Annotated in this window: 21 protein-coding genes; 16 read left to right on the top strand and 5 right to left on the bottom strand. The window is 67.0% G+C overall.

Annotation, left to right across the window (positions count from 1 at the left end; genetic code table 11):
* Nucleotides 1-136 precede the first annotated feature (136 nt).
* Complete coding sequence (ald, locus tag CQ039_RS08615) at nucleotides 137-1,255, top strand: alanine dehydrogenase (RefSeq protein ID WP_105564549.1); 1,119 nt, start codon at nucleotides 137-139, stop codon at nucleotides 1,253-1,255.
* Here ald and CQ039_RS08610 read toward each other — a convergent pair.
* On the bottom strand, nucleotides 1,252-1,977 hold the full coding sequence (locus CQ039_RS08610) for a hypothetical protein (protein ID WP_105564550.1): 726 nt from the start codon (nucleotides 1,975-1,977) through the stop codon (nucleotides 1,252-1,254). The genes ald and CQ039_RS08610 overlap by 4 nt on opposite strands.
* Nucleotides 1,978-2,073: 96 nt before the next feature.
* Here CQ039_RS08610 and obgE point away from each other — a divergent pair, with 96 nt between their 5' ends.
* From obgE to CQ039_RS08580, 6 genes are all read left to right on the top strand, one after another.
* Nucleotides 2,074-3,129 (top strand): GTPase ObgE, encoded by a 1,056-nt coding sequence (gene obgE / locus CQ039_RS08605; protein WP_105564551.1) that lies wholly within the window; start codon nucleotides 2,074-2,076, stop codon nucleotides 3,127-3,129.
* Nucleotides 3,130-3,194: 65 nt separating this feature from the next.
* Nucleotides 3,195-6,110, top strand: a complete 2,916-nt coding sequence (gene polA / locus CQ039_RS08600; protein ID WP_105564552.1) for a DNA polymerase I — start codon at nucleotides 3,195-3,197, stop codon at nucleotides 6,108-6,110.
* A 133-nt stretch (nucleotides 6,111-6,243) separates the two neighbouring features.
* Nucleotides 6,244-8,970 carry a TonB-dependent siderophore receptor gene (locus tag CQ039_RS08595; RefSeq protein WP_105564553.1) on the top strand — a complete coding sequence of 909 codons (2,727 nt, stop codon included), beginning with the start codon at nucleotides 6,244-6,246 and terminating at the stop codon, nucleotides 8,968-8,970.
* 81 nt (nucleotides 8,971-9,051) lie between these two features.
* On the top strand, nucleotides 9,052-9,360 hold the full coding sequence (locus CQ039_RS08590) for a GNAT family N-acetyltransferase (protein WP_105564554.1): 309 nt from the start codon (nucleotides 9,052-9,054) through the stop codon (nucleotides 9,358-9,360).
* A 61-nt stretch (nucleotides 9,361-9,421) separates the two neighbouring features.
* Nucleotides 9,422-10,642, top strand: coding sequence for an NAD(P)/FAD-dependent oxidoreductase (locus CQ039_RS08585; protein ID WP_105564555.1), 1,221 nt, complete (start codon nucleotides 9,422-9,424; stop codon nucleotides 10,640-10,642).
* Between the two features lie 144 nt (nucleotides 10,643-10,786).
* Nucleotides 10,787-11,125: a zf-TFIIB domain-containing protein gene (locus tag CQ039_RS08580; RefSeq protein ID WP_105564556.1), complete on the top strand. Its 339-nt coding sequence runs from the start codon at nucleotides 10,787-10,789 to the stop codon at nucleotides 11,123-11,125.
* 4 nt (nucleotides 11,126-11,129) lie between these two features.
* Here CQ039_RS08580 and CQ039_RS08575 read toward each other — a convergent pair whose 3' ends face one another.
* Entirely contained in the window at nucleotides 11,130-12,842 is a 1,713-nt protein-coding gene (locus CQ039_RS08575; protein ID WP_105564557.1) for a hypothetical protein, read from the bottom strand.
* 222 nt (nucleotides 12,843-13,064) lie between these two features.
* Between CQ039_RS08575 and CQ039_RS08570 the strand changes: the two genes are divergently transcribed.
* The 5 genes from CQ039_RS08570 to CQ039_RS08550 all read left to right on the top strand — a co-directional run bounded on the left by CQ039_RS08570 (nucleotide 13,065) and on the right by CQ039_RS08550 (nucleotide 16,579).
* Entirely contained in the window at nucleotides 13,065-13,769 is a 705-nt protein-coding gene (locus CQ039_RS08570; RefSeq protein WP_105564558.1) for a response regulator transcription factor, read from the top strand.
* The gene (locus CQ039_RS08565; protein WP_105564559.1) at nucleotides 13,738-15,348 is read left to right on the top strand and encodes an ATP-binding protein; all 1,611 of its coding nucleotides are present in this window, start codon (nucleotides 13,738-13,740) and stop codon (nucleotides 15,346-15,348) included. The genes CQ039_RS08570 and CQ039_RS08565 overlap by 32 nt, the downstream gene beginning before the upstream one ends.
* Nucleotides 15,345-15,776, top strand: coding sequence for an HPr kinase/phosphorylase (locus CQ039_RS08560; RefSeq protein WP_105564560.1), 432 nt, complete (start codon nucleotides 15,345-15,347; stop codon nucleotides 15,774-15,776). The genes CQ039_RS08565 and CQ039_RS08560 overlap by 4 nt, the downstream gene beginning before the upstream one ends.
* Before the next feature lie 108 nt (nucleotides 15,777-15,884).
* Nucleotides 15,885-16,289 carry a PTS sugar transporter subunit IIA gene (locus tag CQ039_RS08555; protein ID WP_105564561.1) on the top strand — a complete coding sequence of 135 codons (405 nt, stop codon included), beginning with the start codon at nucleotides 15,885-15,887 and terminating at the stop codon, nucleotides 16,287-16,289.
* Nucleotides 16,286-16,579 (top strand): HPr family phosphocarrier protein, encoded by a 294-nt coding sequence (locus CQ039_RS08550; protein ID WP_105564562.1) that lies wholly within the window; start codon nucleotides 16,286-16,288, stop codon nucleotides 16,577-16,579. Before CQ039_RS08555 ends, CQ039_RS08550 begins: the two co-directional genes overlap by 4 nt.
* 19 nt (nucleotides 16,580-16,598) lie before the next feature.
* Here the strand turns inward: CQ039_RS08550 and CQ039_RS08545 are convergent, their stop codons facing one another.
* The gene (locus tag CQ039_RS08545; RefSeq protein WP_105564563.1) at nucleotides 16,599-16,928 is read right to left on the bottom strand and encodes a helix-turn-helix transcriptional regulator; all 330 of its coding nucleotides are present in this window, start codon (nucleotides 16,926-16,928) and stop codon (nucleotides 16,599-16,601) included.
* 52 nt (nucleotides 16,929-16,980) lie between these two features.
* Between CQ039_RS08545 and CQ039_RS08540 the strand changes: the two genes are divergently transcribed.
* Nucleotides 16,981-17,466, top strand: a complete 486-nt coding sequence (locus CQ039_RS08540; protein WP_105564564.1) for an SRPBCC domain-containing protein — start codon at nucleotides 16,981-16,983, stop codon at nucleotides 17,464-17,466.
* Between the two features lie 75 nt (nucleotides 17,467-17,541).
* On the opposite strand, the gene CQ039_RS08535 is transcribed toward CQ039_RS08540, so the two are convergent.
* A complete protein-coding gene (locus CQ039_RS08535; protein ID WP_105564565.1) occupies nucleotides 17,542-18,333 on the bottom strand; it encodes a hypothetical protein in 792 nt (263 codons plus the stop codon).
* Nucleotides 18,334-18,450: 117 nt separating this feature from the next.
* Nucleotides 18,451-21,387 carry a TonB-dependent siderophore receptor gene (locus tag CQ039_RS08530; protein ID WP_105564566.1) on the bottom strand — a complete coding sequence of 979 codons (2,937 nt, stop codon included), beginning with the start codon at nucleotides 21,385-21,387 and terminating at the stop codon, nucleotides 18,451-18,453.
* Nucleotides 21,388-21,940: 553 nt separating this feature from the next.
* Between CQ039_RS08530 and CQ039_RS08525 the strand changes: the two genes are divergently transcribed.
* Genes CQ039_RS08525 through CQ039_RS08515 form a run of 3 tightly spaced genes read left to right on the top strand, consistent with a single transcriptional unit; the run spans nucleotide 21,941 to nucleotide 24,763 of the window.
* A complete protein-coding gene (locus tag CQ039_RS08525; RefSeq protein ID WP_105564571.1) occupies nucleotides 21,941-22,711 on the top strand; it encodes an SDR family oxidoreductase in 771 nt (256 codons plus the stop codon).
* Nucleotides 22,708-24,405 (top strand): GMC family oxidoreductase, encoded by a 1,698-nt coding sequence (locus CQ039_RS08520; RefSeq protein ID WP_199183573.1) that lies wholly within the window; start codon nucleotides 22,708-22,710, stop codon nucleotides 24,403-24,405. The genes CQ039_RS08525 and CQ039_RS08520 overlap by 4 nt, the downstream gene beginning before the upstream one ends.
* Before the next feature lie 16 nt (nucleotides 24,406-24,421).
* Nucleotides 24,422-24,763 (top strand): UBP-type zinc finger domain-containing protein, encoded by a 342-nt coding sequence (locus CQ039_RS08515; protein ID WP_105564568.1) that lies wholly within the window; start codon nucleotides 24,422-24,424, stop codon nucleotides 24,761-24,763.
* The last annotated feature ends 134 nt before the right edge of the window (nucleotides 24,764-24,897 follow it).

Below are 24,897 nucleotides of genomic sequence, written 5' to 3'. Positions count from 1 at the left end.
CTTGAGCATTGAGGTGGGCGCCGCGCGATCAGGGCGCAAGTTCAAATTTCAGCGTTACGGCCTAGCCGTTCCCCAAGGTCAGGTTTAGCCTTCGTCTTGCCCCGCGCGACGGGGCGCGAACTCAGGGACGAAACCCATGCGCGTCGGCGTGCCCCGCGAGATCAAGACCAATGAACACCGGGTCGGCCTGACCCCCACCGCCGCGCGCGAATACGTCGCCCACGGCCATGAGGTCCGCATCGAGACCGGCGCCGGCCTGGGCGCGGGTTTCAGCGACGCCGACTACAGAAAGGCGGGCGCGACCATCGTCGCCGACGCCGAAACCGTCTTCGCCGACAGCGAGATGATCGTGAAGGTCAAGGAGCCGCAAGCTGTCGAGTGGGCGCGGCTGCGGCCGGACCACATCCTCTTCACCTATCTGCACCTGGCCCCCGATCCCGAACAGACCAAGGGTCTGCTGGCCTCCAAATGCGCCGCCATCGCCTATGAGACGGTGACGGACAGAAACGGCGGCCTGCCGCTGCTGGCCCCCATGTCCGAGGTGGCCGGGCGCATCGCCGTCTTTTCCGCCGCCGAGACCCTGTTGAAGCACAACGGCGGCATGGGCCTGCTGTTCTGCGGCGTGCCCGGCGTGGCGCCCGCGCGGGTCCTGGTGCTGGGCGGCGGGGTCGTGGGGCTGAACGCCGCGCGCATGGCCATGGGCCTGGGCGCCGAGGTGGTGGTGCTGGAGCGCTCCATCCCCCGGATGCGCGAGATCGACGAACTGACCGGGGGTCGGGTCATCACCCGCTATTCCTCGATCGGGGCCATCGAGGAGGAACTGGTCAAGGCCGACGTGGTGATCGGCGCGGTCCTGGTCCCCGGCGCCGAGGCCCCCACCCTGGTCCGTCGCGACCAACTGAAGTCGATGAAGCCGGGCAGCGTCCTGATCGACGTGGCCATCGACCAGGGCGGCTGTTTCGAGACCTCGAAACCGACCACCCATGAAGACCCCACCTATGTCGTCGACGGGGTGGTCCACTACTGCGTCGCCAACATGCCGGGCGCCGCCCCGCGCACCAGTTCCGAGGCCCTGAACAACGCCACCCTGCCCTTCGGCCTGGCCTTGGCGGACAAGGGACTAGAGGCCCTGAAGAAGGACCCGCATCTGGCGCGCGGCCTGAACGTGCTGAAGGGTGAGATCACCTATCCCGCCGTGGCCGAGGCCCTGGGCCTGCCGTGGAGCGATCCCTTCGGCGTCTGGGCGCGAGGCTAGACCGTCAGGGCGACCCCGGCGTCGGGCATGGCGCGCATCGCCGCCTGAACCTCGCGGTCCAGGCCGGCCACGGCGCGCTCGGCCTCGTCGCCCTCCGGCGTGTCCTTGGCCGCCCGTTGCGCCATGGCTTTGATCCGGGCGGCCAGCCGCTTGACCTCGTCCATCGTGTCGCGGTCGGCTTGGCGCTCGCCGCTGAGGCGGGCCTGGTCGTTGATACGGGCCTGGGACGCATCGATGGCCTGCTGATAGGGGTTGGACGGTTTCGCCCCTGCCCCCTGATCCTCGGTCGGGACCGGTTGTTCAACAGACATCGCCTCGACCTGGGCCTCGCTGGGGGCCGCCTCCGCTCCGGCTTCTCCACGGCCTGTCGCCGGCGCGCTGGCCCCGCCCAGACCCGCAGTTGAGCCCCCCGCCGCCGCATAGGCCTTGACCGCCGCGCCCAGTTCCCGCGCCAGCGCCGCCGCCATACGGGCTGCGCCCCTGGGATCGCCGATCATGGCCATCTGCAGCATCTGCAATCGGGCCTTGATCTGTTCGATCTTTTTCTTGGCCGCCGCCTTCTTCTCTTCCGAAGCGTTGCTGGTACGCTGTTTCAGGCTCTCGACCGCCGCGCGGGCGTCGTTCAGCTTGGCGTCGGCCAAGGCCTGTTGACGCTGTTCGCGCGCCGTTGTCGGTTCGGGTTTGGCCGCTTGGACTGCGGGAAACAGGGAGCCGATGTTCATGGCTGAACATGCTCGGCTGCGTCGCCTAACGCGTCGTAAACGTCGCTGAACAGCGTGACGCTCGCCCTTTCGCTCGAGTTTTGGCATAAGCCCGCGATGAAGTTCCTCGACCAGGCCAAGATCTACATTCGTTCGGGCGCGGGCGGCGCCGGCGCCGTCTCGTTCCGACGCGAGAAATTCATCCCCAACGGCGGCCCCGACGGCGGCGACGGCGGCAAGGGCGGCGACGTCTGGGTCGAGGCGGTCGACGGGCTCAACACCCTGATCGACTATCGCTACCAGCAGCACTTCAAAGCCCAGACCGGCCACCACGGCCAGGGCCGCCAGATGCACGGCGGCAAGGGCGACGACGTGATCCTGCGCGTTCCGGTCGGCACCCAGGTTCTGGACGAGGACAAGGAAACCGTCCTGCTCGACATGGACAAGCCGGGCCAGCGCGTGAAGCTGCTGTCCGGCGGTAATGGCGGCTGGGGCAACACCCGCTTCAAGGGCCCGACCAATCAGGCCCCGACCTTCGCCAACCCCGGTCAGGAGTTTCAGGAGCGCTGGGTCTGGCTGCGGCTGAAGCTGATCGCCGACATCGGCCTGGCCGGCCTGCCCAACGCCGGCAAGTCGACCTTCCTGGCGGCGGTCTCGGCGGCCAAGCCCAAGGTGGCGGACTATCCCTTCACCACCCTGACGCCCAACCTCGGCGTGGTGGACCTGAGCCCGTCGGAACGCTTCGTCATCGCCGACATCCCCGGCCTGATCGAGGGCGCCCATGAAGGCGCCGGCCTCGGCACCCGCTTCCTGGGTCACGTCGAGCGTTCGGCCAGTCTGATCCACCTGATCGACGGCACCCAGGACGACGTGGCCGAGGCCTACCGCATCATCCGCGGCGAGTTGGACGCCTATGGCGAAGGTCTGGCCGACAAGGTCGAGTTGCTGGCCCTGAACAAGATCGACGCCCTGTCGCCCGAAGAACGCGAAGAGAAGATCGAAGCGCTGAAGGCCGCGTCGGGCAAGACCCCCTTCCTGGTCTCCGGCGTGTCCGGCGAAGGCGTGACCGAACTGCTGCGCGCCGCCTGGGCCGAGGTCCGCCAGACCCGCGGCGAGATCGTCGCCGAGGGCGACGACATCGTCCCCGAGACGCCGGGCGGCTGGCAGCCGTAATCCATCACATGGCCGGATGACATCTCTCGGATGACGGGGGGCCTCGTGCCCCCTATGTTCGCGCCATGACCGACGCGCCCGCCGACACCACCGCCCGCCCCCTGACCCAGGACGGACCGCCGCCCCGGCTGTGGCTGATCGACGCCTCGGCCTATATCTTCCGCGCCTATCACGCCCTGCCGCCTCTGACGCGCAAGTCGGACGGCCTGCCCGTCGGCGCGGTTCAGGGCTACTGCAACATGTTGTGGAAGCTGATCCGCGACATGAAGGGCGAGGACGGCCCGACCCATCTGGTCGCCGTCTTCGACCACTCGGAAAAGACCTTCCGCAACACCCTCTACGACCAATACAAGGCCCACCGTCCGCCGGCGCCCGAGGACCTGGTGCCGCAGTTCCCCCTGGTGCGCGAGGCGACCGCCGCCTTCGGCGTGCACGGCATCGAACTGCCCGGCTATGAGGCCGACGACCTGATCGCCACCTATGCCTGCAAGGTCCGCGACCTGGGCGGCGAAGCGGTCATCGTCTCGTCCGACAAGGACCTGATGCAACTGATCGGCGACGGCGTCGTCATGTACGACCCGATGAAGGACCGCCGCCTGGACGAAGAGGCCGTGTTCGAGAAGTTCGGCGTCACCCCCGACAAGGTGGTCGAGGTTCAGGCCCTGATCGGCGACAGCGTCGACAACGTCCCCGGCGCGCCCGGCATCGGCCCCAAGACGGCGGCCCAGCTGATCCACGAATACGGCGACCTCGACACGCTTCTGGCTCGCGCGGGCGAGATCAAGCAGCCCAAGCGGCGCGAGACCCTGATCAACTTCGCCGACCAGATCCGCCTGTCGCGCGAACTGGTGACCCTGACCTGCGACGCCCCGGCGCCCGAGGCGGTCGACGACTTCCTGATCCGCGATCCCGACCCGGCGGTTCTGGCCGAGTTCCTTGAGCGGATGGAGTTCCGTTCCCTGCTGCGCCGCGTCGGCGACGGCAAGGCGCCGCAAAAGGAAGGCTCGACCTTCGCGCGCCAGCCCTCGGCCCCGGTCGCCACGCCGCGCTATGGCCAGACCGAGGTCGCGACGCCCGACGCCGTCCACGACTTCGATCGTGACAGGTATGAGTGCGTGCAGACGCTGGACGATCTGGACCGCTGGATCGCCCGCGCCCGCGCCGCCGGGGTCATCGGCTTCGACACCGAGACCGACGCCCTGTCGGCCACCCACGCCGGCCTGTGCGGCGTCTCCATCGCGGTCGGGCCGAACGAGGCCTGCTACATCCCCCTGACCCATGAGCATGAACCGAGCGGAGACGCTGGCCTCAGCGGCGGCTTCGACTTCGGCCTGGAACCAGCCCAAGGCGAGACGCGCGAGCCGCTGACCCAGATTCACAAGCCGACGGCGCTGGAACGCCTGAAGACCCTGCTGGAAGACCCCGCCGTCCTGAAGGTGGGCCAGAACATCAAATACGACCTCGCCGTCATGGCCCGGCGCGGCATCCGCGTGTCCCCGATCGAGGACACCATGCTGATCAGCTACGTCCTCGAAGGCGGGCTGCACGGTCACGGCATGGACGAGCTGGCGCGCCTGCACCTCGGCCACGAGCCCATCCCGTTCAAGAGCGTGGCCGGCACGGGCAAGAGCCAGAAAAGCTTCAAGCACGTCGAGCTGCAACCGGCGACCTGCTACGCCGCCGAGGACGCGGACGTGACCCTGCGGCTCTACAGGCTGCTGAAGCCGCGCCTGGCCTCTGAGCGCCTGACCACCGTCTATGAGACGCTGGAACGGGGGATGCCCGCGGTTCTGGCCGACATGGAGCTGGCCGGGGTGCGGGTCGATCCCGACCGTCTGCGCTCGCTTTCATCGACCTTCGGCCAGCGCATGGCCGAGCTGGAGGAGCAGGCGCACAAGCTGGCGGGCCGCCCGTTCAACGTCGGCAGCCCGCGCCAGATCGGCGAGATTCTGTTCGGCGAGATGAACCTGCCCGGCGGCAAGAAGACCGCGTCGGGCCAATGGGGCACCGAGGCCAGCGTGCTGGAAGACCTGGCGCTGACGCATGACCTGCCGCGCGCTATCTTGGACTGGCGTCAACTGTCCAAGCTGAAAGGCACCTATACCGACGCCCTGGTGGCCGCGTCCGATCCGACCACGCACCGGGTGCACACCTCCTATCAGTTGGCGGCGGCGACGACGGGGCGTCTGGCCTCCTCCGATCCCAACCTGCAGAACATCCCGATCCGCACCGAGACCGGCCGCCTGATCCGTCAGGCCTTCATCGCCTCGCCCGGCCATGTGCTGATCAGCGCCGACTACAGCCAGATCGAGCTGCGCCTTCTGGCCCACATCGGCGACATTCCCGAGCTGAAGAAGGCCTTCAAGGCCGGCCTCGACATTCACGCCGCCACGGCGTCCGAAATGTTCGGCGTCCCGGTCGAGGGCATGCCGTCGGAAACCCGCCGCCGCGCCAAGGCCATCAATTTCGGCATCGTCTACGGCATCTCGGCCTTTGGTCTGGCCAATCAGCTGGGCATCGATCAGGGCGAGGCCGCAGCCTATATCAAGACCTATTTCGAGCGCTTCCCCGGCATCCGCGCCTACATGGATCAGACCAAGACCTTCGTGAAGGAGCACGGCTTCGTCACCACCGTCTTCGGTCGCCGCATCCACATCCCGGCCATCCATTCCAAGTCGGGGGCCGAGCGTCAGTTCGGCGAGCGCGCCGCCATCAACGCCCCGATCCAGGGCGCCGCCGCCGACATCATCCGCCGCGCCATGATCCGCATGCCGCACGCCCTGGCCGAGGCGGGCCTGAAGACCCGCATGCTGCTGCAGGTCCACGATGAACTGATCTTCGAAGCCCCCGAGGCCGAGGCCGAGCGCGCCCTGGCCCTGGTGCGTCAGATCATGGAGGGCGCCGCCGACCCCGCCGTCGCCCTGACCGTGCCCCTGGTGGTCGAAGCCAAGGCCGCCGCCAACTGGGACGACGCCCACTGACCGGCCGTTGAGGTTTTCTATCCGATCGCTGCAAACTTCTAAATGAAACGCGCGGCGATCGCGGCTGTTCGGGGTGAAAATTTCGCCTAAACCTTGCCTCATTGGAACATCACTCCAAGAACAAGGTTCAGTTGTGAAAAAGAGTCTGCTGCGACTGTCGGTCGCCGCCATCGCCCTGACGGCGGCCGTCCCCGCCTTCGCCCAATCCGCCCCGGCGCCGGTTCAGGCCGAGACGCCCGAACCCGAGGCCGCCTCCACGGTTGACGAGGTCGTCGTCACCGGCTCGCGCATCCGCCGCGTCGATCTGGAGGGCGTCGCCCCGGTCTCGGTCATCACCGGCGAGGCCATCGACACGCGCGGCTTCCGCAGCGTCTTCGACGCCCTCAGCCAGGCGACCCAGAACACCGGCTCGGTCCAGGGCGAGGACTTCGGCGCCACCTTCACCCCGGCGGCCAACGTCATCTCCCTGCGCGGCCTCGGCCCCAACCACACCCTGGTCCTGCTGAACGGTCGGCGGGTGGCGGAATATCCCTCGGCCTACAACGGCTCGGTCAATGCGGTGAACCTGGCCAACCTGCCCAACGCCGTGGTCGACCGGATCGAGGTCCTGACCGGGGGCGCCGGCGCCATCTACGGCTCGGACGCCATCGCCGGGGTGGTCAACATCAAGCTGAAGCAGAAGACCGACGGCTTCGACGCCTCGCTGCGCTATGGCGGGACCGAACAGGGCGGCGGCGAGAACTGGCGCGCCCAGTTGTCGGGCGGCCGCAGTTGGGACCGTCTGGATGTGGTCGGCAGCCTGGAATACAGCCAGCGCGACGCCATCTTCTGGGGCGACCGCGAGATCAGCGAGTCCTACACCCGCTACGCCGAGCCGGGCACGGTCCCGCCGGCCATGTTCTCGAACCGCAACCCGATCACCCGCGCCTATTATGATCCGCCCGCCGGCCTGTGCGAGGGCCTGGGCGCCTTACAGGGCGGCACGGTCGAGCGCGTGGTCGCGGCCAGCGGCGGTTCCTATTGCGGCAGCGACGCCTATTACAGCACCCGCACGATCCAGACGCAGAAGGAGTCGGGCAACGCCTATCTGGGCCTGACCTATCACCTGAACGACGACACGGAGGTCTTCGGCGAGTTCCAGTACGGCAAGACCCAGGTCGACAACGTCGTGCGCTCGTTGAGCTGGAACAAGACCTTCTGGAACGACACGGCCGGGCGGCTGGAGACCTGGAACCGGGTGCTGACGCCGGAAGAGACGGGCGGCGCCTTTGGCGTCGGCAACCGCTACGACGAGGAGAACTGGAACGCGGTCCTGGGCGTGCGCGGCCAAATCGGCGACTGGCGCTACGAGGCGGCCTTCAACCGCTCGGAATACATCAGTGACCAGAGCCGTGTGCGGCTGCTGACCGGGATCGACGACCTGTTCCTGGGCGCACAGCAAGGCGCGCGCGACGTGGCGGGCACCACCCAGCCGGTCTATGCGCCCGCCGCCAACCGCCTCTACACGCCCCTGACGCCGGGCGAGTTCGGCACGGTCGCCGACCGCTTCACCGACCACAATACGTCCTGGCTACAGGACTTCACCGTCTCGGTGGACGGCGACCTCTGGCGCCTGCCCGCCGGGCCTCTGCAAGCCGCCGCCGTGGTCGAGATCGGCGAGCAGGGCTACAAGAACCAGCCCGACGCGCGCCTGAACACCGGGATCGCCTGGAACACCAGCGGCTCGCAGCCCTCGGGCGGCGAGCGCAAGCGTCAAGCGGCAGGTCTGGAACTGCGCGTGCCGATCCTGGAGCAACTGACCGCCACCGTCGCCGGCCGCTACGACCGCTACGAATACCGTGGCGAGTCGGTCGACAGCCCGACCTACAGCCTGGGCCTGCAGTACCGGCCGATCCCCAGCCTGATGCTGCGTTCCAGCTATTCGACCAGCTTCCGCGCCCCGGACATGAACTACATCTTCGCCACTGAGACGCGCGGCTACTACCCCGGCGTGACGGACTATTATCAGTGCCGGCTGGACGAGCAGGACTATTCCAGCTGCGACATCCAGTACAACATGGACTTCACGCGCGGCGGCAACGCCGAGCTGCAGCCGGAGAAGGGCAAGTCCTTCACCGCCGGCTTCGTCTGGACGCCGACCAAGGCCTTCGACATCCAGTTCGACTATTATGATCTGGAGATCAGCCAGCAGGTGACGTCGCTGAGCGAGGACATCATCCTGCGCACCGAGGCCGACTGCCGCATCGGCCGCACGCCCAGCGGCGGGACGGTCGATCCCAACTCGGCCCTGTGCCTGGACTATGTCGGACGGGTGGCGCGCAATCCGGCCAGCGCCGCCATCAACCCGAACCAGGTCACGCGCATCACGGTCAACCCGATCAATGCGGCCAGCGAGACGACCCGCGGCTTCGACGCCACCGTCAACGCCCGTCATACGTTCGAGCGTTACGGCCTGCTCAGCGGCAGCCTGACCTACACCAAGGTTCTGGAGCACGAGTACCAGCAGTTCGAGGGCGATCCGACCTTCGACTATCTGCGCGACCTGTCGCGTCAGTCGGACTGGCGCGACCGCATGTCGGGCAGCGTCACCTGGGACGTGGGGCCGTGGACGACCACCCTTTATGGCGTCCGCTACGGGACTATTCCGACCAATGACTACGCCTCGGAGCGCGACCCCTACGCCGTGTTCAACGCCAGCGTGCGCTACCGCGTGAACGACAAGGCCTCGGTCTCGGTGATCATGAACAACATCGCCGACCGTTATCCCGAAGACCGCACCGGCGGATGGCCGAACTATTCGATCGGCTGGTACGACATCTACGGCCGTCAAACCTGGGTCCAGTTGGACTACAGCTTCTGACACCTGGAGGGGGCGGCGACGTCCCCTCCCCTTTTACCGGCCACCAGTCTAGGCTGACCAGCCTTGCTGCAGGAGCCAAGCATGAGCCTCGACCCCGAAATCCACGACAACGCCGAAGCCACCCGATACGAGCTGACGGTCGACGGCCAGACCGCTGTGGTCATCTACAACAAGGTGGCGGGCGGTCTGCTGATCACCGAGACCATCGTGCCGATCCCGCTGGAGGGCCGCGGCATCGCCAGCCGCATGGCCAAGCACGTCCTGACCGATCTGAAGGAACGCGGCCTGGTCATCCTGCCGACCTGCCCTTTCTTCGCCGGCTATCTGAAGAAGCATCCCGAATACGCCGAGGTGGTGCATCCCAGCTATCGCATCGCGCTTGGCCTTTAAGAGGGGCCTATAAGAGGCCCCCGAGGTCGCTTCATGGGCGCGCGCCTGCTAGGGCCAGCCCATGAAGTCTTCAGATCTCGACGTCCTGATCGTCGGCGCCGGCGCAGCCGGCATGATGTGCGCCATCGAGGCGGGCAAGCGCGGTCGCCGCGTGCGCGTCATCGACCACGCCCGCGCGCCCGGCGAGAAGATCCGCATCTCGGGCGGCGGGCGCTGCAACTTCACCAATACGAGAACCAGCGGGGCTGAGTTCCTCAGCGAGAACCCGCGCTTCGCCCTGTCGGCGCTGAAGCGCTTCACCCAGCACGACTTCCTGAAAATGGTCGAACGCCACGGCATCGCCTGGCACGAGAAGACCCTGGGCCAGCTGTTCTGCGACGACAGCGCCAAACAGATCATCCGCATGCTGACGGATGAGATGAAGGCGGCGGGCGTGACCCTGTCCTTAGGCCTCGGCGTCAAGGCCATCACCCGCGACGGCCAGCGTTTCACCGTCGATCTGGATGACGGCACGCGCGTTTCAGCGGCGTCTCTAGTGGTGGCCACCGGTGGCAAGTCCATCCCCAAGATGGGCGCGACGGGATGGGGCTATGACGTCGCCCGCCAGTTCGACCTGAGAGTGACCGAGACGCGCCCGGCCCTGGTGCCTCTGACCTTCGAGCCCGGCCTGCTGGAACAGCTCAAGCCGCTGGCGGGCGTGGCCGTGGACGCGATCGTCAAAACCGCCCCGAACTCGGCCTCAAGTAGCCCGAAGGGCGATAGGCCCCAGTTCAAAGAAGCCATGCTGTTCACACACCGGGGCCTGTCCGGCCCGGCGATCCTGCAGATCAGCTCCTACTGGCGCGAGGGCGAGGCCATCACGGTCAACATGGCCCCCAGCGAGGACATCGCCGCTCGACTGCTGGCGGCCAAGACCGAGAACGGCAAGCAGGCGGTGCATACGGCGCTGGGCCACATCATTCCGCGCCGTCTGGCCGAGGTCGTCTGCGCCCGCGAGGGCCTGGCCGGCAAGCTGGCCGAGGTCGGCGACAAGAAGCTGCGAGCCATGGCCGAGACGGTCAACGCCTGGACCGTCAAGCCGGTCGGGTCCGAAGGCTATCGCACGGCCGAGGTGACCCTGGGCGGGGTCGACACCGCCGCCCTGGACCAGCAGACGATGGAGGCCAAGTCGGTCCCCGGCCTCTTCTTCATCGGCGAGGTCGTCGACGTCACCGGCTGGCTGGGCGGCTATAATTTCCAGTGGGCCTGGTCGTCGGGCTGGGCGGCGGGCCAGAGCTGCTAGGTCTGGGCCGCCGCCCCCTGCGGCGTCTGGGCAGGTTGTCGGGCGCGCGCGCCATCCCTAACTCTATCCTCAGCGGGACGGGCCCCTCTGGCGGCGCTTCGGCGACGTGATGTCGGACCGCATCATTCGACGATTGAGGACCCTATGCCCCTATTGATGTGCCCCAACGACAACGCCGCCATGCAGACCCTGGACCGCAACGGCGTCCAGTTCGACATGTGCCCGACCTGTCGCGGCGTCTGGCTGGATCGCGGCGAGCTGGAAAAACTGATGGCCAGCGCCGCCGAGGAAGGCCGCGCCACCGCCCCGCAGGCCGCACCGCAGCCGATCTATCAGCAGCCGATTCAGCAGCAGCAACCGTGGGGCGGCCAGCCGCAGGGCTATCGCGAACCGCCGCGCTACAAGGACGATCGTCACCGCGACGACGACTATCACTACCGCAAGAAGAAGAAGCGGATGGACATCTTCGACATCTTCGACTGAGGGCTCAGGCCGCCAGACCGACCGCCTTCATCAGGGGGCGAAGGGCGCTGACCGCCTCCGGGGCCGCGCCCAGGGCGGTCCGCACCTCCGGCGCCCGCAACAGCTTGACCGCCTCCGCCCTGGCGCGATCCGCAACCGGGCCGCTCGGACCGACTTCGGCCGCCGCCAGACGCAGCAGGGCCGTCAGCCGTTGCGGCGGAGGTGCGGGCGCGCGCGCGATCTGGGCCGTCAGCTTGGCGTCGGCCTCGACCGCCCCGCCGACGACGCCGAGCGCCGTCACGATGGCGTCCCGGTCGCGCTCTGACAGCGCCGCATTCCCCACCGCCCGCTGCAGGCCGGCCAGGATCAGCAGCTTCTGGCCCGGCGCCTGGCCCGAAGCCCGCATCTCGGTCTCGAACCGCAACGAGGTGACGCAGGCGTCCAGCCAGCGCGCCGCCGAACGCTTGTTGGCCCCGCCGGTGACGTTTTCGCACAGCCGCGCCAGACGCTCGACCTCGCTCAGCACGTTCGGGCAGCCGCGCACATAGGCGGCGACGAAGTCGGCGGTGACCAGGCTCTTGGAGCGCTCGCTGAAGGCGGTCTGCACCTCTTCCAGCGTCAGCAGCCGGCCCGCCGTCGCGGTCAGCGTCATGGCCAGGGCGCGCAAAATGTCGATCTCGCCCTCGGCGTCGCCAGGGCGCAGCCGTCGCTGGCTCATCAGTTCACGCACCACCATGCGCGCCAACGAGGCGGCCAGCAGAGGGAACTCGCCCGCCGCCAACCGTTCGCCCAGACGCACCGGGCCGCCTTCGACCGGCGGGATCAGAACCGCCAGCTTCTCGTCATGGGCGATCAGGGCCGCGATTTCGCGCGGCGCCACCATCCGCACCACAGCCGCCAGGCTGGCGCCCTGATCCAGCGCCGGTCCGACGATCTGGGCCAGACTGGCGCGCGACCCCAGCAGTTCGCACAGGACCTGCTCAACCGGCACCATGACCAGGGCGCGCGGCGGTCCGTCCGCCGGCGCACGCTCGCAAAGGTCCATCAGTCGATCCAGACGCGCCCGCGCGCTGGGCAGGCCCTTCAGCGCCCCGGCGACCACGCCGCCCATGATGAAGGCGCGATCCGCCGCCCCGCTCAGCCGATGCGCCACATCGGCGATCGAGCGCGCGTCCAGGCTGGGAAAGAGATGACGTCGCCCCGCCTGCAACAGGCGCTCGATCGCCTGCTCCGCCAGGCGTTGATAGTGGCGCACAAGGTCGTGGACCGGCTGACTCGTGCTCTGGCTCTCGGGCACGGCGATCTTCTGAATGGCGTGCTGCAGTTCGACGCCCGAAGCCTCGAGCCGCTCGGCCAGGTCAGGGCGATGCAGCAGTTCAAAGGCCGTGGCGCCCTGCCGGTTCAGCCAGTCCTCCAACACCCGCCCCAGCAGATCACGAGCATGAGGGGCGTAGAGATCCTGAACGCCTCGACAACTGGGGCCGCGATTGTCCTCGCGCACCGGCGCCTTGCGTTTCAGTTCGGGCGCGCCGCGCGTCAGGACGACGACGCTGGCGAACTCCATGGTGTCCGGGTCCAGGGTTTCCTTGGTGACGCGCACGGCGCAGGCCTGGCCGTCGCGCAGCAGATCCTCGGCGGTCTCGATCGCTGCCTTGCGGTCCTCGGTCGCCATCGACAGCGACCAGGACGCCGGCGGCGTCTTGCGAACATAGATTTCGTAGTGAACCGGACCGGCCATGGCGACTTTCGTGCGTATCTGACCGCTATCCTGGCCCTTCAGCCTTTAAGGCGAGGTTTCGCCATTTCCCGGCCAAGGTTGAAAGACAGGCTCTGGCGAACCATCTGCTGTGGCCGTAATGTCACCGCGAGAGAATAGAACGGTTACGCTTGTCGCGCGTTGAGCAATCGACTCGCGACGGTTGATCGAACGACCGCCGCCGCCCGCACTAAGGAGAAGCCCTTGGCCAACATCACCCTGGTCGACGACGACGAGAACATCGTCGCCTCCGTGTCCCTGGCCCTGGAAAGCCATGGCCACAAGGTCACGGCCTATCACGACGGCGCCTCGGGCCTGGAGGCGCTGGAGACCACGCCCCCGGATCTGGCGATCCTGGACGTGAAGATGCCGCGCATGGACGGCATGGAGGTGCTGCGCCGCCTGCGCCAGACCTCGCAGATTCCGGTCATCATGCTGACGTCCAAGGACGAGGAGATCGACGAGATCCTCGGCTTCAACCTCGGCGCCGACGACTATATCCACAAGCCCTTCAGCCAGCGCCTGCTGATCGAACGGGTCAAGGCCCTGCTGCGCCGCACCGGCGCCGATGGCGGCGAGGTCGAGACGGCCGCCGAAGCCGCCGGCAAGGCCATCAAGCGCGGCAAGTTGTCGATGGACCCGGCCCGTCACGAGAGCACCTGGGAAGGCCGCCCGGTCAAGCTGACCGTCACCGAGTTCCTGCTGCTTCAGGCCCTGGCCCAGCGCCCCGGTTTCGTGAAGAGCCGCGACAGCCTGATGGACGCCGCCTACGACGATCAGGTCTATGTCGATGACCGCACCATCGACAGCCACGTCAAACGGATGCGAAAGAAGTTCCGGGTGGTCGATCCCGAATTCGACGCGATCGAGACCCTGTATGGCGTCGGTTACCGCTACCGCGAAAGCTGAGACCGAGGACGCTCGGCCGAGGCGCCGTTTCCGCTTCGGCGGATCGCGCCTCGGCGGCTTCATTCTCGCGCTCAACCTGCTTAGCCTGCTGATCCTGTTCGGCGGGGCCTTGGCCCTGAACGAATGGCAGCGCGGCCTGATCGAGGCGCGTCAGGAATCCCTGTCGGTCCAGGCCAAGCTTCTGGCCAATGTGCTGGGCGAACTGGGCATCACGCGGGGCGAGCCCTATCCGATGCTGGACCCCGGCGCCGCAGGTCTGTGGCTGCGCGACAACTTCATTCCCGAGGGCCAGCGCGCGCGCCTCTATGATCAGGACGGCCTGATCGTTTCCGACAGCTTCGCCGTCACCGACGCCATTCCGGGTCAGGCCTTGGCGCCCGCCAACCCCGCCGGCACCGCCCTGGCGCCCGAGGCGCTTTCTCCGCGCGAAACCGCTCGGGTCAAGCGCGCCAACGCCGAACTGTCAGCCGAGGTCGAGCGCGCCCTGCAAGGCGCGCCCCAGGCCGACATCCGCCGCAACGAGAACGGCGACCGCGTGGTTTCCGTCTCCCTGCCCGTGCGCCATGTCCAGCAGGTCCTGGGCGTCCTGACCCTCGAAGCCGGCGACGTGGACGAGACCCTGGCCGCCCAGCGCCGCGCCCTGACCCCCTTCGCCCTGGTGGCCCTGGCGGTGAACCTGCTGTCGGCCCTGGTGCTGCACATGTTCGTGGCGCGCCCCGTCATGCGCCTGTCGGCGGCGGCGGATCAGGTGCGCCTGCAACGCGCCCGCGCCATCTCCCTGCCCGACCTTGAGGACCGCAAGGACGAGATCGGCGACCTGGCCCGCGCCCTGGAGTCGATGACCGACACCCTGTCGACGCGGATGGACGCCATCGAGCGCTTCGCCGCTGACGTCAGCCACGAGATCAAGAACCCCCTGACCTCGATCCGCTCGGCCCTGGAAACCCTGCCCCTGGTCAAGACCGACGAGCAGAGGGCGCGCCTGACCAATCTGCTGCAACAGGACGTGCGCCGCCTGGACCGCCTGATCACCGACATTTCCAACGCCTCGCGCCTGGACGCCGAGCTGTCGCGCGACCGCCCGCGCCTGATCGACCTCAACGAACTGCTGGGCGACATCATCGCCGTCTATGAGGGCGGTCAGAAGCCGGGCGAGGCCGGCGTCCGCTTCGCCTCGACCGCCGAGGCCGCCAAGGTCCTGGGCCGCGACATCCCCCTGGGCCAGGTCTTCCGCAACCTGATCGACAACGCCCGCTCCTTCAGCCCCGCCGATGGCGAGGTCCGGGTGCGTCTGGAACGCGACGACAGCCGCCCCGACTGGCCCCTGCGCATCCGGGTCGAGGACGATGGCCCCGGCATTCCGCCCGAAAACCTCGAGACCGTGTTCGAGCGCTTCTACACCTCGCGGCCCAAGGGCACGGCCTTCGGCGCCAACTCGGGCCTGGGCCTGTCCATCGTGCGCCAGATCATCGACGCCCACGGCGGTCGCGTTCATGCCGAGAACCGCACAGACGAGACCGGCGCCGTGGTCGGCGCCCGCTTTGAAGTCCTGCTGCCCCTGGCCGGACGTCGCCCATGAGCGCGCCGATGCAACCGATCCACGCCACCGCCGTCGCCTGTCGCACGGCCGCCGGTTGGCGCGGCGTCCTGATCCAGGGTCCCTCCGGCGTCGGCAAGAGCGACCTGGCCCTGCGTCTGATCGGTAAAGGCTGGCGACTGATCGCCGACGACTGGACCCACCTGTGGGCCTCGGACGGCGCCCTCTACGCCGCAACGCCGGCTGCGATCGCCGGCCGGATCGAGGTGCGCGGCCTGGGCATCGTCGCGGTCCCGATCCAGCCTCTCGCGCGGATCGTCCTGGCCGTCGCCTGCACGCACGAGGCCATTGAGCGCCTTCCCGAAGCCGACACCTGGGCCTGGCAGGACGTGGCGATTCCGCGACTGCGGCTGGACCCCCGCCCCGCCTCCGCCGGGCAGGTCGTCGCAACCGCGCTCGCGGCTCTTTGAACCGGCGCGCGATTAGCCTATGAAGGCCGGCTTGCAGATCAGTTTGGACGCCCCAAGGGCGTTCGCTGAGAGCAGAAGCGCGGGGCGTATTGTCTTGGTGAAGCCTTCATGATCGGGCTGGTGATCGTCACCCACGGGGGCCTGGCCTCTGAATTCCTGGCGGCGATGGAGCACGTGGTCGGCCCTCAGCGGGGCGTGGCCGCGATCTGCATCGGCCCCGAAGACGACATGGAGCGGCGCCGCCGCGACATCGTCGATGCTGCGGCCGCCGTGAACGACGGCGACGGCGTCATCCTGTTGACCGACATGTTCGGCGGCACGCCGTCCAACCTGGCCATCTCGGTCATGGAGCAGACCCACGCCGAGGTCATCGCCGGCCTGAACCTGCCCATGCTGATCAAGCTGGCCAGCGTGCGCACCCGCGAGAGCCTCGAGACCTGCGTCGCCCATGCTCAAGACGCCGGGCGCAAATACATCTCGGTCGCCTCCTGGGTTCTGGCGGGCGAGAAATGACTGATACTCCCGTTCAGGGGCCGATCCAGGTCACCGTCGGCATCTGCAACCAGCGCGGCCTGCACGCTCGCGCCTCGGCCAAGTTCGTCAAGCTGGCTTCCAGCTTCGAGTCCGAGATCCGCGTCACCCGCGACGGCGTCACGGTGGACGCCCGCTCGATCATGGGCCTGCTGATGCTGGGCGCCGGCATCGGCTGCGGCGTGGATATTGAAGCCGAGGGTCCGGACGCCGCCGAAGCCATCGAAGCTCTCAGCGACCTGGTCGCCCGCAAGTTCGACGAAGACCAGTAAGGCCGCCGCCCGGCTGGGGTCAGTCCTGGCCTTCCAGGTCGTTCTTCAAGCGGTCGATCAGCGACAGGGCCTGGCCCGCATATTCGCTGATCCAGCGATCATGGATGTGCTTGATCGGCAGGGCGTTGAGGTGGTTCCAGCGCTCACGTCCCTCTCGCCGCGCCACCACCAGGCCGGCGCCTTCCAGCACCTTCAGATGCTGCATGACGCTGCAACGATCCATGTCGGCAAAGCGGTCGCACAGCCCCCCGGTCGTGACGGGCCCATCGCGCAGACAATCGAGCAGCTGACGGCGTCGGGCATGAGCCAGCGCCTTGAAAACACGATCATCTTGCGCTTCATTTGACATGTTAGTTTTTTATAACATATCGTCTCCCTCTGCAAGCAAGGGAGGATCTGACATGTCTCTGGGTTTCACGGTCTCCGGCCGCATCGCCAAGCCGCCGCGCGACGTGTTCGACGCGGTCGTCAATCCGACAACGCTGAGCCGCTACTTCACGACCCTGGGCGGCGCCAGCGCGCCCCTGACGGCCGGCGCTGTCGTCACCTGGTGGGGCCTCGTTCCGGTCGAGGTCGACGAGGTCGTGCCCGAACAGCGCATCGTGCTGCGCTGGGACGCCGAGACGGCCGACGGACAGCCCGCCTACAAGACGAAAATCGTCATGGGGTTCGAGGCGCTGGAGGACGGCTCGACCTTCGTCACCGTCGCCGAATCCGGCTGGATCGAAGACGCCGCGGGCCAAAAGGCCGCCTTCGCCAACTGCGAGGGCTGGAGCGCCATGCTGTCGGCCATGAAGGCCTGGCTGGAACACGGGATCAACCTGCGCGAGGGCTTCTACCCCTCCGAGATGCGCGGCGTCCTTCCCACCAGCACCGCGCGGAGGTGACGGGGCGGCGCGGCGGCATTCTGAGCAGAACGCCGCCAACCCGTCGCCCGCTGGAGCCGCCGACCGGCCGGTTTGTCAGGCGTAGCCCAGCAACTGCCGCAGCCCCGGCGCGTGGAAATCCACCAGTCGCTTCTGCTGCTCAGGCAGGGTCGCCGGGAAGTTCACCCCGGCCGGAAGCTTGAGGTTTTCACGCGCCGTGCGGCTCAATTTGCGATCCGAGCCGATACGGACCCGCGCCTTCCAGTCGGCTGGCATGTCGATGCCGCAGGCGTCCAGCAAGGCGCGGAAATACAGCTCGGACGACGGCGCGTCCAAATCCGCCAGCGCCGCCAGGATGTCCTCATATCGAACCAGATACGCGCCCGTCCCCAACCATGCGGCGGCATTGTGCGTATAGACATCGGCCAGGGCCGGCGTCTTTCCATGCAGTCCGAAGATCATGAAGTTGAGCAGCATGTCGCCGTTGAACACGCCCGATTTCAGGTGCTCCAGATTTTCCTGGTGGAAGGCGTCCGACACGAAAAATCGTGCGCGCGCCAGCACCCAGTCGTAGGGGTCGCGCACCAACAGGACATGACGGGCCGTGCGAATGTTGGCGACAGCCTGGTCGCTGAACAGGAGATGGGCGGCGCTTAGCCTGGGCGCATGAGGATTGAAGGCCTCCAGGTGCAGATGCATGTTGGGAATCTGCACGAAGTCCTGATCATAGTGTTGCTCGGCCGGCACGAACATTCTGACGATGTTGCGCAGCAGATGGGTCCCGCCCTTCGGCACGCTGTTGAGCAGGACCGGTTGACTGAGGGGCGCCTGCGGAAAACGCGCCACCTGCGCGTCCAGCGTGTCCGTGATCCCTGTAATGATGGCCATGCTTCTCCCCCGCCAGCACGTCATTGGTAGCGCAGCGCTCGTCGCTTCGCCCAGCCCGAAATGGACAAGAGGGCGGCGAGAAACCCGCCGCCCTCTCAACCTAGCCGCTCGATTTGATCAGAACGACTTGCTGACCCGCACGAAGACGCGACGGCCGTAGTAGGCCTCGGTGTATTGCGACGCTAGGATCGAGTTCCCGGTAGTCGAGTATTCGCCGATGATCGTCGAGGCCGCCGGCGGCTTTTCGTCAAACAGATTGGCGACGCCGCCGATCAGCTTCCAGTCATCGAACTCATAGCTCAGCGAGGCGCTGTGGAAGCCGGTGAACTCGGCGTCCGCCTTCACCTCGACCCGACGGCCGTCGATGGTGGTGAAGGGCGAACCATTCCCCTCCAGATACTCGCCCAGGCTGGACTGGTTGCCGATCCAGTCGAAGCCCCAGAAGGCCGTCCAAGGACCACGCGAGAAGCTGGCGTTGATATTGCCGACCAGCTCAGGATAGCCCACCTCGCCCAGAGGATCGACGGAGCTGTCGGCGAAGACAGCCGTGAAGTTTTCCAGGGTCCAGGTCGTCTGGCTATCAATCGTCAGTTCACCCCAAGGCGTCTCCGTCACGAAGCGGGCCGTGAAATCCAGACCGCGGTTGGTCTGTTCCGCGATGTTGATGAAGCTGTCGCGCACCTGGGTGATGCCCAGGGTCGGGTCCCGGTCGAACTGATTGCAGATCGGATCGGTCGGGAAGTTGTCCGACAGATAGCAGGCCGTCAGGATGCCGCCGGCGCCCAGGTTGGTGACCTGGTTGTTGATGTTGATGTCGAAATAGTCGACCGCCAGGCTGATCCCGGTATTGGGCGGCGTGATGATCACCCCCACGACCGTGGCTTTCGAGGTTTCCGGCGTCAGCACGCCCAGACCGCCGCCCGTCACAACCTCGGCCGAGGAATTGCCCCCGGTGAAGTCGCCAGCCACGCCGCCGCCCGGCCCTGCCGCATTGGTGCAGTTGTCATACAGCTTCTGCGTGACCGTGCCGTCGGCCAGACGATTGTCCAGGTTCAGGCAGGGGTCGATATTGCGTTGGCCCGCGAAACTGGTCTGATCGGCGAGATAGAGTTCAAACAGGGCCGGCGCTCGGAACGAGGTGCCGTGGGTGGCGCGGAACCGCACCGCGTCGTTCACCGCCCAGTTCAGCCCAACCTTGTAAGTCGAGGCGTCGCCAGAGGTCTTGGTGTCGGTGTAGCGGCCCGAGAGGGACAGATCGAGATCCTGGATGAAGGGGTAGTCCTTCAACAGGGGCACGGCCAGTTCAACATAGGCTTCGCGCGTGTCCTCCGATCCCTCGGTGATGCCGGCGCCCGACAGGCCCCAACTGTTGTCCGCCAGCGTCACGTCGCCGGGCGTGTCGTTGATCTCGTCACGACGAATATGGAAACCCAGAGCCAGACCCAGCGGCCCCGCAGGCAGTTCAAACAGATTGCCGCCGATCGCGCCTTCTACATAGGTCTGTTCGTACAGGGTGTTGCCCGTTTCCGTATCGAACAGGAAGGCGCGTTCTTCCGCCGTCAGATCGCCGCGCAGGACGCGAGGATCGGCGAAATTCATGTCGATGCACTGACGGCCGCTGACAGGCAGGTTGGTGCCCACGCAGCTTTCCGTCTTGAAGTTGGTCGACGCCACGGCGTCGTCCAGGATCACATCCGACGTATAGTCGCCGTCGGAACGGCTGTACTGGGCGAAGATGTCCCACTTCCACGTGTTGGAGAAGAGGTTCAGATCACCCCGCAACCCGGCCACGCCGCGGATGTAGTCGACACGTTGCGACTGGTCGAAGTGGTCCGTGACGGGCGTCGCGCTCAGGTAGTAGTCGCCGGTGAAACCGTTGACCGGGTCCCCGCCGCCTCCCATGCCGGTCGACGTATAGGTATAGTTCCAGAACTGGCGATAGCTGTCGGTTCGGCTTTCGCGACGGTTCAGCAGGAACTCGCCATAGACCTCCATGCCGCGCCCGATCTCATAGGCGCCGTCGATGAAGGCCGTATAGCGCTCCACCTCGGGCACGATCGACTCTTCGCGCGCGAAGGGATGGCTGGCGTTGACCACGGCGCGTGATGCCGCGTCATAGTTGACCAGATAGAAGCCGTCCGGCGCGCCCGGATACTGGGCGTCGATCGCGGGATTGGCCGGGCGCACCGGAATATGCTGACCCAGGTCGCCGTCATAGTCGTACTGGAAGCGACCGCTCCGACCCGTGAAGCCCGGCCCATAGACATAGACCTGTCCCCAGAGGGTGTCGTTACACGTCGGCTTGCCCGTGCGGGGATCAATGCGATCGGCGCGATTGCGAGTGCCCGGCTCGAACACATACTGGTTCTTGCAGATCAGGAAGTCGCGATCGCCGGCGCGCAGCGCCTCCTGGCGGTAATAGTCGCCAGAGATGTTGATATAGCCGCGATCGAACTTCTTACCGAAGGCGCCTGAGACATTGTATTGCTCGCCCCCGCCATCCAGCGGCGCCGTGGCGAACACGCCCATTTCGCCGCCGTCTCGGCCGCGGCTGGTGATCAGGTTGACCACGCCCGCGACCGCATCCGACCCATAGATCGACGAAGCGCCGTCCTTGAGCACGTCGACGCGATCGATCGCTGACTGGGGAATGACGTTGAGATCAAAAGCGGACACGCCCCCGCGCGTGCCCGCCGGGCCGGCGCGACGTCCGTTAAGCAGCACCAGGGTTCGATTGGCGCCGAGCCCTCTCAGGGAAATCGTTGAGGCGCCGGGGCCGCCATCCGTGACAAAGGCGCTGGAGATGGTGCTGTTCACCTGGGGCGAACCGGCGGCGACAGTCGACGACTGCAGCATCTGGGCCGTATCGCTCAACCCGCGCGCCTGCGCCCGCTCGCTGGTGATCACCTGGACGGGCGAGGCGCTGGTGAACTCGTTCTTGGGGATCCGCGAGCCGGTGACGATGACTTCCTCGACCTGCGTCGCGCCCTCGTCTTGAGTAGCCGGCTCGGCCGTTTGAGCCAGAGCGGGAGATGCCGCTAGAAGCGCTGCCATTGCGCCCCCAACAAGAGAAGATGAGTCACGAAGGCGATTTCGAATAGTCATCTTGATTACGGCGTCCTTATTCAGAGCGCTGCGTCAGAAGCCTTAGAGAAGGCGTCCGCAGCAGACCATCACGGCCAATTTCATCAAGCTTCTCCCAAAGCGCCCAAATTGCACCACCCAAACCGCAAAAACGCCATGATTGAACGAACCCCGTTGCACTATCGCAACAGCCATCGCCCATCCACGTTTGCGCCCACGCCAAGCGTGGCGGCCGGGCCCGATTGGCCCTTCAGGACGGCGACAGCGGACGCTCACCCTGAACGCAGGGCAAACAAGGTCCTGACAAACCCGCCCGCCTTGCCCCGACGAGCCCGGTCGATCCCAAGGCGGAACGCCAAGGCCCGTTTGAAGTTTGAGTAGGGTTCGGCGCCCTTGGATCGCGACCTGAAGAAGACGTTCGAGGTCAGGCGACCGCGCGCTGAGAATGAGAACTCGGGGACATCACGATGCCTCACGCCCGCCCGACAGCCCCCGCTCCCACGCGCGACCAAAGGGCGCCGTCATGAAGACCGTCCTTGTCACCGGCGCCGCCTCCGGCTTTGGCCGCGGCGTCGCCCTCGGATTGGCCCGGCGCGGCCACAAGGTGATCGCCGGGTGTCAGATCTGGCCCCAGGTCTGGGAACTGCGTCAGGCCGCCGTCGCCGAAGATCTGGACCTGCAGGTCGTCAAGCTGGACGTGCTGAACGAGATGGATCGCGCCAAAGCCTTTGAGCAGAACATCGACGTCCTGTTCAACAACGCCGGGATTATGGAATCCGGGCCGATGGTGGAGATCCCCCTGTCGGTCGTCCGTTCGGTGTTCGAAACCAACGTCTTCGCCGCCCTGGAACTGGCGCAGGGCTTCGCCCGTCAGATGGTCCGTCGCGGCGCCGGGCGGATCGTGTGGACCTCATCGGTCGCCGGCCTGGTGAAGGTGCCGTTCGACGGCGCCTACGCCGCCTCCAAACATGCGGTCGAGGGCCTCTGCTCGGCCCTGCGCGAAGAGTTGAAGCCCTATGGGGTTCAGGTCGCAACGATCAATCCTGGCGCCTTTCGCACCGGGTTCAACGACACCGGCATGGAGGCGATGGATCAATGGTGGAGCCAGGGCGAGCGTGTCGTCGAACACTGGCCGGTGCGCGAACTGACCCATCAGCATGATCCGGCCGAGATGATCGCCGCCATGATCGAGGTGATTGAGGCGGACCACCCGCCCTACCGCACCGTCCGGCCTCAGGCGGCCCTGGACATGGCCCGTCGCGAGCAGGCCGAGGAATGGGAACTGACCGTGTGACCGTCGCACGCCCAGACTGGAGAACCCAGGCCCGACACGACTTCATCGTCGTCGGCTCCGGCGCCGGCGGCGGCCCCCTGGCCGCCAATCTGGTCGAGGCGGGCTTCAGCGTCCTGCTGCTGGAAGCCGGAGACGATCACGCCTGCCCCTACTACGACGTGCCGATCATGCAGGCCCACGCCAGCGAAGACGCCGCCATGCGCTGGGATTTCTTCGTGCGGCACTACGCCGACGAGACCCGTCAGCGGCGCGATCCCAAATATCTCCCCCAACAGCAGGGCGTGTTCTACCCGCGCGGCGCGACCCTGGGCGGGTCGACGGCTGTCAGCGCCCTGGTCACCCTTTATCCGCACAACGCGGACTGGGATTATCTGGCGAAACTGACCGGCGATCCGGACTGGTCGGCCGAAGCCATGCGCGCGCGGTTTCAACGCCTTGAGGCCTGGCGCGGACCCGATCCCGACCCCGCCAACCCCGCCCGCCCCGGCGACGCCTCGCGTCACGGCTTCGACGGTTGGCTGAAGATCACCCGCGCCCGGCCCGATCTGGCCGGACGCGAGCCCTGGTTCCTCGACATCATCAACGCCATCGAGGCCGAAAGCCGTGCGACCTACGCGACGCCAGAGGCCGCCATCCTTCCCAATGACCCCAGCGACTGGCGCTTCGGCAGCACGGGCGGCGAAGGCATGAGCTTCATCCCCGTCGCAGTCGATAACGGTCGCCGCAATGGCGCCCGCGAGCGGATACTGGCGGCCCGACAGGCCCATCCCGAGCGTCTGGATATCCGACACCACGCCCTGGCGGCGCACATATTGTTCGATGGCGACCGCGCCGTCGGCGTGGCCGGCCTGGGCGGCGCGCACCTGTATGAAGCCGACCCGCAGGCGGCCCAGGCGCACGGCCCCGGCGCGCCCTTCGAGATCTATGCCCGACGGGAGGTGATCGTCGCCGGCGGAGCCTTCAACACGCCGCAACTGCTGAAGTTGTCCGGCATTGGTCCTCGCGAGGAGTTGGAGCGCCTGGGCCTGCCCGTCCGTCTGGATCGCCCCGGCGTGGGCGCCAATCTTCAGGACCGCTACGAGGTCGGGGTGGTTCACCGCACCCTCCACGACTATCCGGTCTTCGCCGACGCAGCCCTGGACGTGCCCGGTCGCGACGGGGCCGCAGACCGACTGTTCCAGGAGTGGTTGGTCGACCGGGACGGTCCCTACAGCACCAACGGCTCCCTGGCCGCCTTCATCGCCCGCTCCAGCGTAGCCGAGGGCGAGCCGGACCTGATCGTCTTCGCCTACTTCGAGGAAGGGTCAGACGATCAAACGCGCGACCTGAAGGGCGTTGTCGACGGCGTCCGCATCGCGCGCCGGATCGCCTCACGCCTGACCGGCATGATCGCCGAGGAACTGATCCCCGGCCCCCAGGCCGAGGATCAGGCCGCGCTGGAGCAGTTCGTCCGGGACCAGGCCTGGGGCCATCACGCCTCCTGCACCTGCGCTATCGGCGCCGACGACGATCCCATGGCGGTGCTGGACAAGGACTTCCGGGTCCGCGGGGTCCAGGGGCTGAGGGTGGTCGACGCCAGTGTCTTTCCTCGCATCCCCGGCCTGTTCATCGCCAGCGCGGTCTACATGGTCAGCGAACGCGCCAGCGACGTCATCATCGCCGACCACAGAACTCAATGCGAACTGAAACCTTGAAGGCCAGGAGTCGATCATGCGCGAAGGGATAGATCCCGCCGCTCCGCCCAGCGGAACCGGTTGCCAGGAGTGTCTGGAGACGGGGGGATGGTGGGTGCACCTGCGTCGCTGCGCCCAGTGCGGCCATGTGGGCTGTTGCGACAGTTCGCCCAGCCAGCACGCCACCGGTCATTTCCACGAAACCGGCCATCCTGTCATGCGCAGCTTTGAACCCGGCGAGGCCTGGTTCTTCGACTACTCCACCGGCAGGAGCTTTGCTGGCCCTGACCTGGCGCCGCCGCAGTCTCGGCCAGTGGATCAAGCGGTTCCGGGTCCTACCGAGCGGCTGCCGCGGGACTGGATGGACCAGGTCCGCTGACGTCTGGGCGGGGTCCGTCGCCAGAACACCACGCGCTGATGTCGTACCAGCGCAGCGCCAGACGACAGAAAGCCCCGCGGCGTTTGGCAGCGGGGCTTTGATGTTTTGGGTGCGGGAGCAGGATTTGAACCTGC

Origin of the sequence: Brevundimonas sp. MYb52, assembly GCF_002979535.1 — a bacterium.
Taxonomy (GTDB): Bacteria; Pseudomonadota; Alphaproteobacteria; order Caulobacterales; family Caulobacteraceae; genus Brevundimonas.
This window is presented reverse-complemented; position numbering and strand designations above follow the sequence as displayed.

What these genes read in the sequence shown, in the direction of transcription:
- CQ039_RS08590 (WP_105564554.1), top strand. Translation starts at nt 9,052, where the DNA reads ATGAGCCTCGACCCCGAAATCCACGACAACGCCGAAGCCACCCGATAC.
- CQ039_RS08550 (WP_105564562.1), top strand. Translation starts at nt 16,286, where the DNA reads ATGACTGATACTCCCGTTCAGGGGCCGATCCAGGTCACCGTCGGCATC.
- CQ039_RS08585 (WP_105564555.1), top strand. Translation starts at nt 9,422, where the DNA reads ATGAAGTCTTCAGATCTCGACGTCCTGATCGTCGGCGCCGGCGCAGCC.
- CQ039_RS08580 (WP_105564556.1), top strand. Translation starts at nt 10,787, where the DNA reads ATGCCCCTATTGATGTGCCCCAACGACAACGCCGCCATGCAGACCCTG.
- CQ039_RS08515 (WP_105564568.1), top strand. Translation starts at nt 24,422, where the DNA reads ATGCGCGAAGGGATAGATCCCGCCGCTCCGCCCAGCGGAACCGGTTGC.
- CQ039_RS08610 (WP_105564550.1), bottom strand. Translation starts at nt 1,977, where the DNA reads ATGAACATCGGCTCCCTGTTTCCCGCAGTCCAAGCGGCCAAACCCGAA.
- CQ039_RS08535 (WP_105564565.1), bottom strand. Translation starts at nt 18,333, where the DNA reads ATGGCCATCATTACAGGGATCACGGACACGCTGGACGCGCAGGTGGCG.
- CQ039_RS08565 (WP_105564559.1), top strand. Translation starts at nt 13,738, where the DNA reads ATGGCGTCGGTTACCGCTACCGCGAAAGCTGAGACCGAGGACGCTCGG.
- obgE (WP_105564551.1), top strand. Translation starts at nt 2,074, where the DNA reads ATGAAGTTCCTCGACCAGGCCAAGATCTACATTCGTTCGGGCGCGGGC.
- CQ039_RS08540 (WP_105564564.1), top strand. Translation starts at nt 16,981, where the DNA reads ATGTCTCTGGGTTTCACGGTCTCCGGCCGCATCGCCAAGCCGCCGCGC.
- CQ039_RS08545 (WP_105564563.1), bottom strand. Translation starts at nt 16,928, where the DNA reads ATGTCAAATGAAGCGCAAGATGATCGTGTTTTCAAGGCGCTGGCTCAT.
- ald (WP_105564549.1), top strand. Translation starts at nt 137, where the DNA reads ATGCGCGTCGGCGTGCCCCGCGAGATCAAGACCAATGAACACCGGGTC.
- CQ039_RS08530 (WP_105564566.1), bottom strand. Translation starts at nt 21,387, where the DNA reads ATGGCAGCGCTTCTAGCGGCATCTCCCGCTCTGGCTCAAACGGCCGAG.
- CQ039_RS08575 (WP_105564557.1), bottom strand. Translation starts at nt 12,842, where the DNA reads ATGGCCGGTCCGGTTCACTACGAAATCTATGTTCGCAAGACGCCGCCG.
- CQ039_RS08555 (WP_105564561.1), top strand. Translation starts at nt 15,885, where the DNA reads ATGATCGGGCTGGTGATCGTCACCCACGGGGGCCTGGCCTCTGAATTC.
- CQ039_RS08525 (WP_105564571.1), top strand. Translation starts at nt 21,941, where the DNA reads ATGAAGACCGTCCTTGTCACCGGCGCCGCCTCCGGCTTTGGCCGCGGC.
- CQ039_RS08560 (WP_105564560.1), top strand. Translation starts at nt 15,345, where the DNA reads ATGAGCGCGCCGATGCAACCGATCCACGCCACCGCCGTCGCCTGTCGC.
- polA (WP_105564552.1), top strand. Translation starts at nt 3,195, where the DNA reads ATGACCGACGCGCCCGCCGACACCACCGCCCGCCCCCTGACCCAGGAC.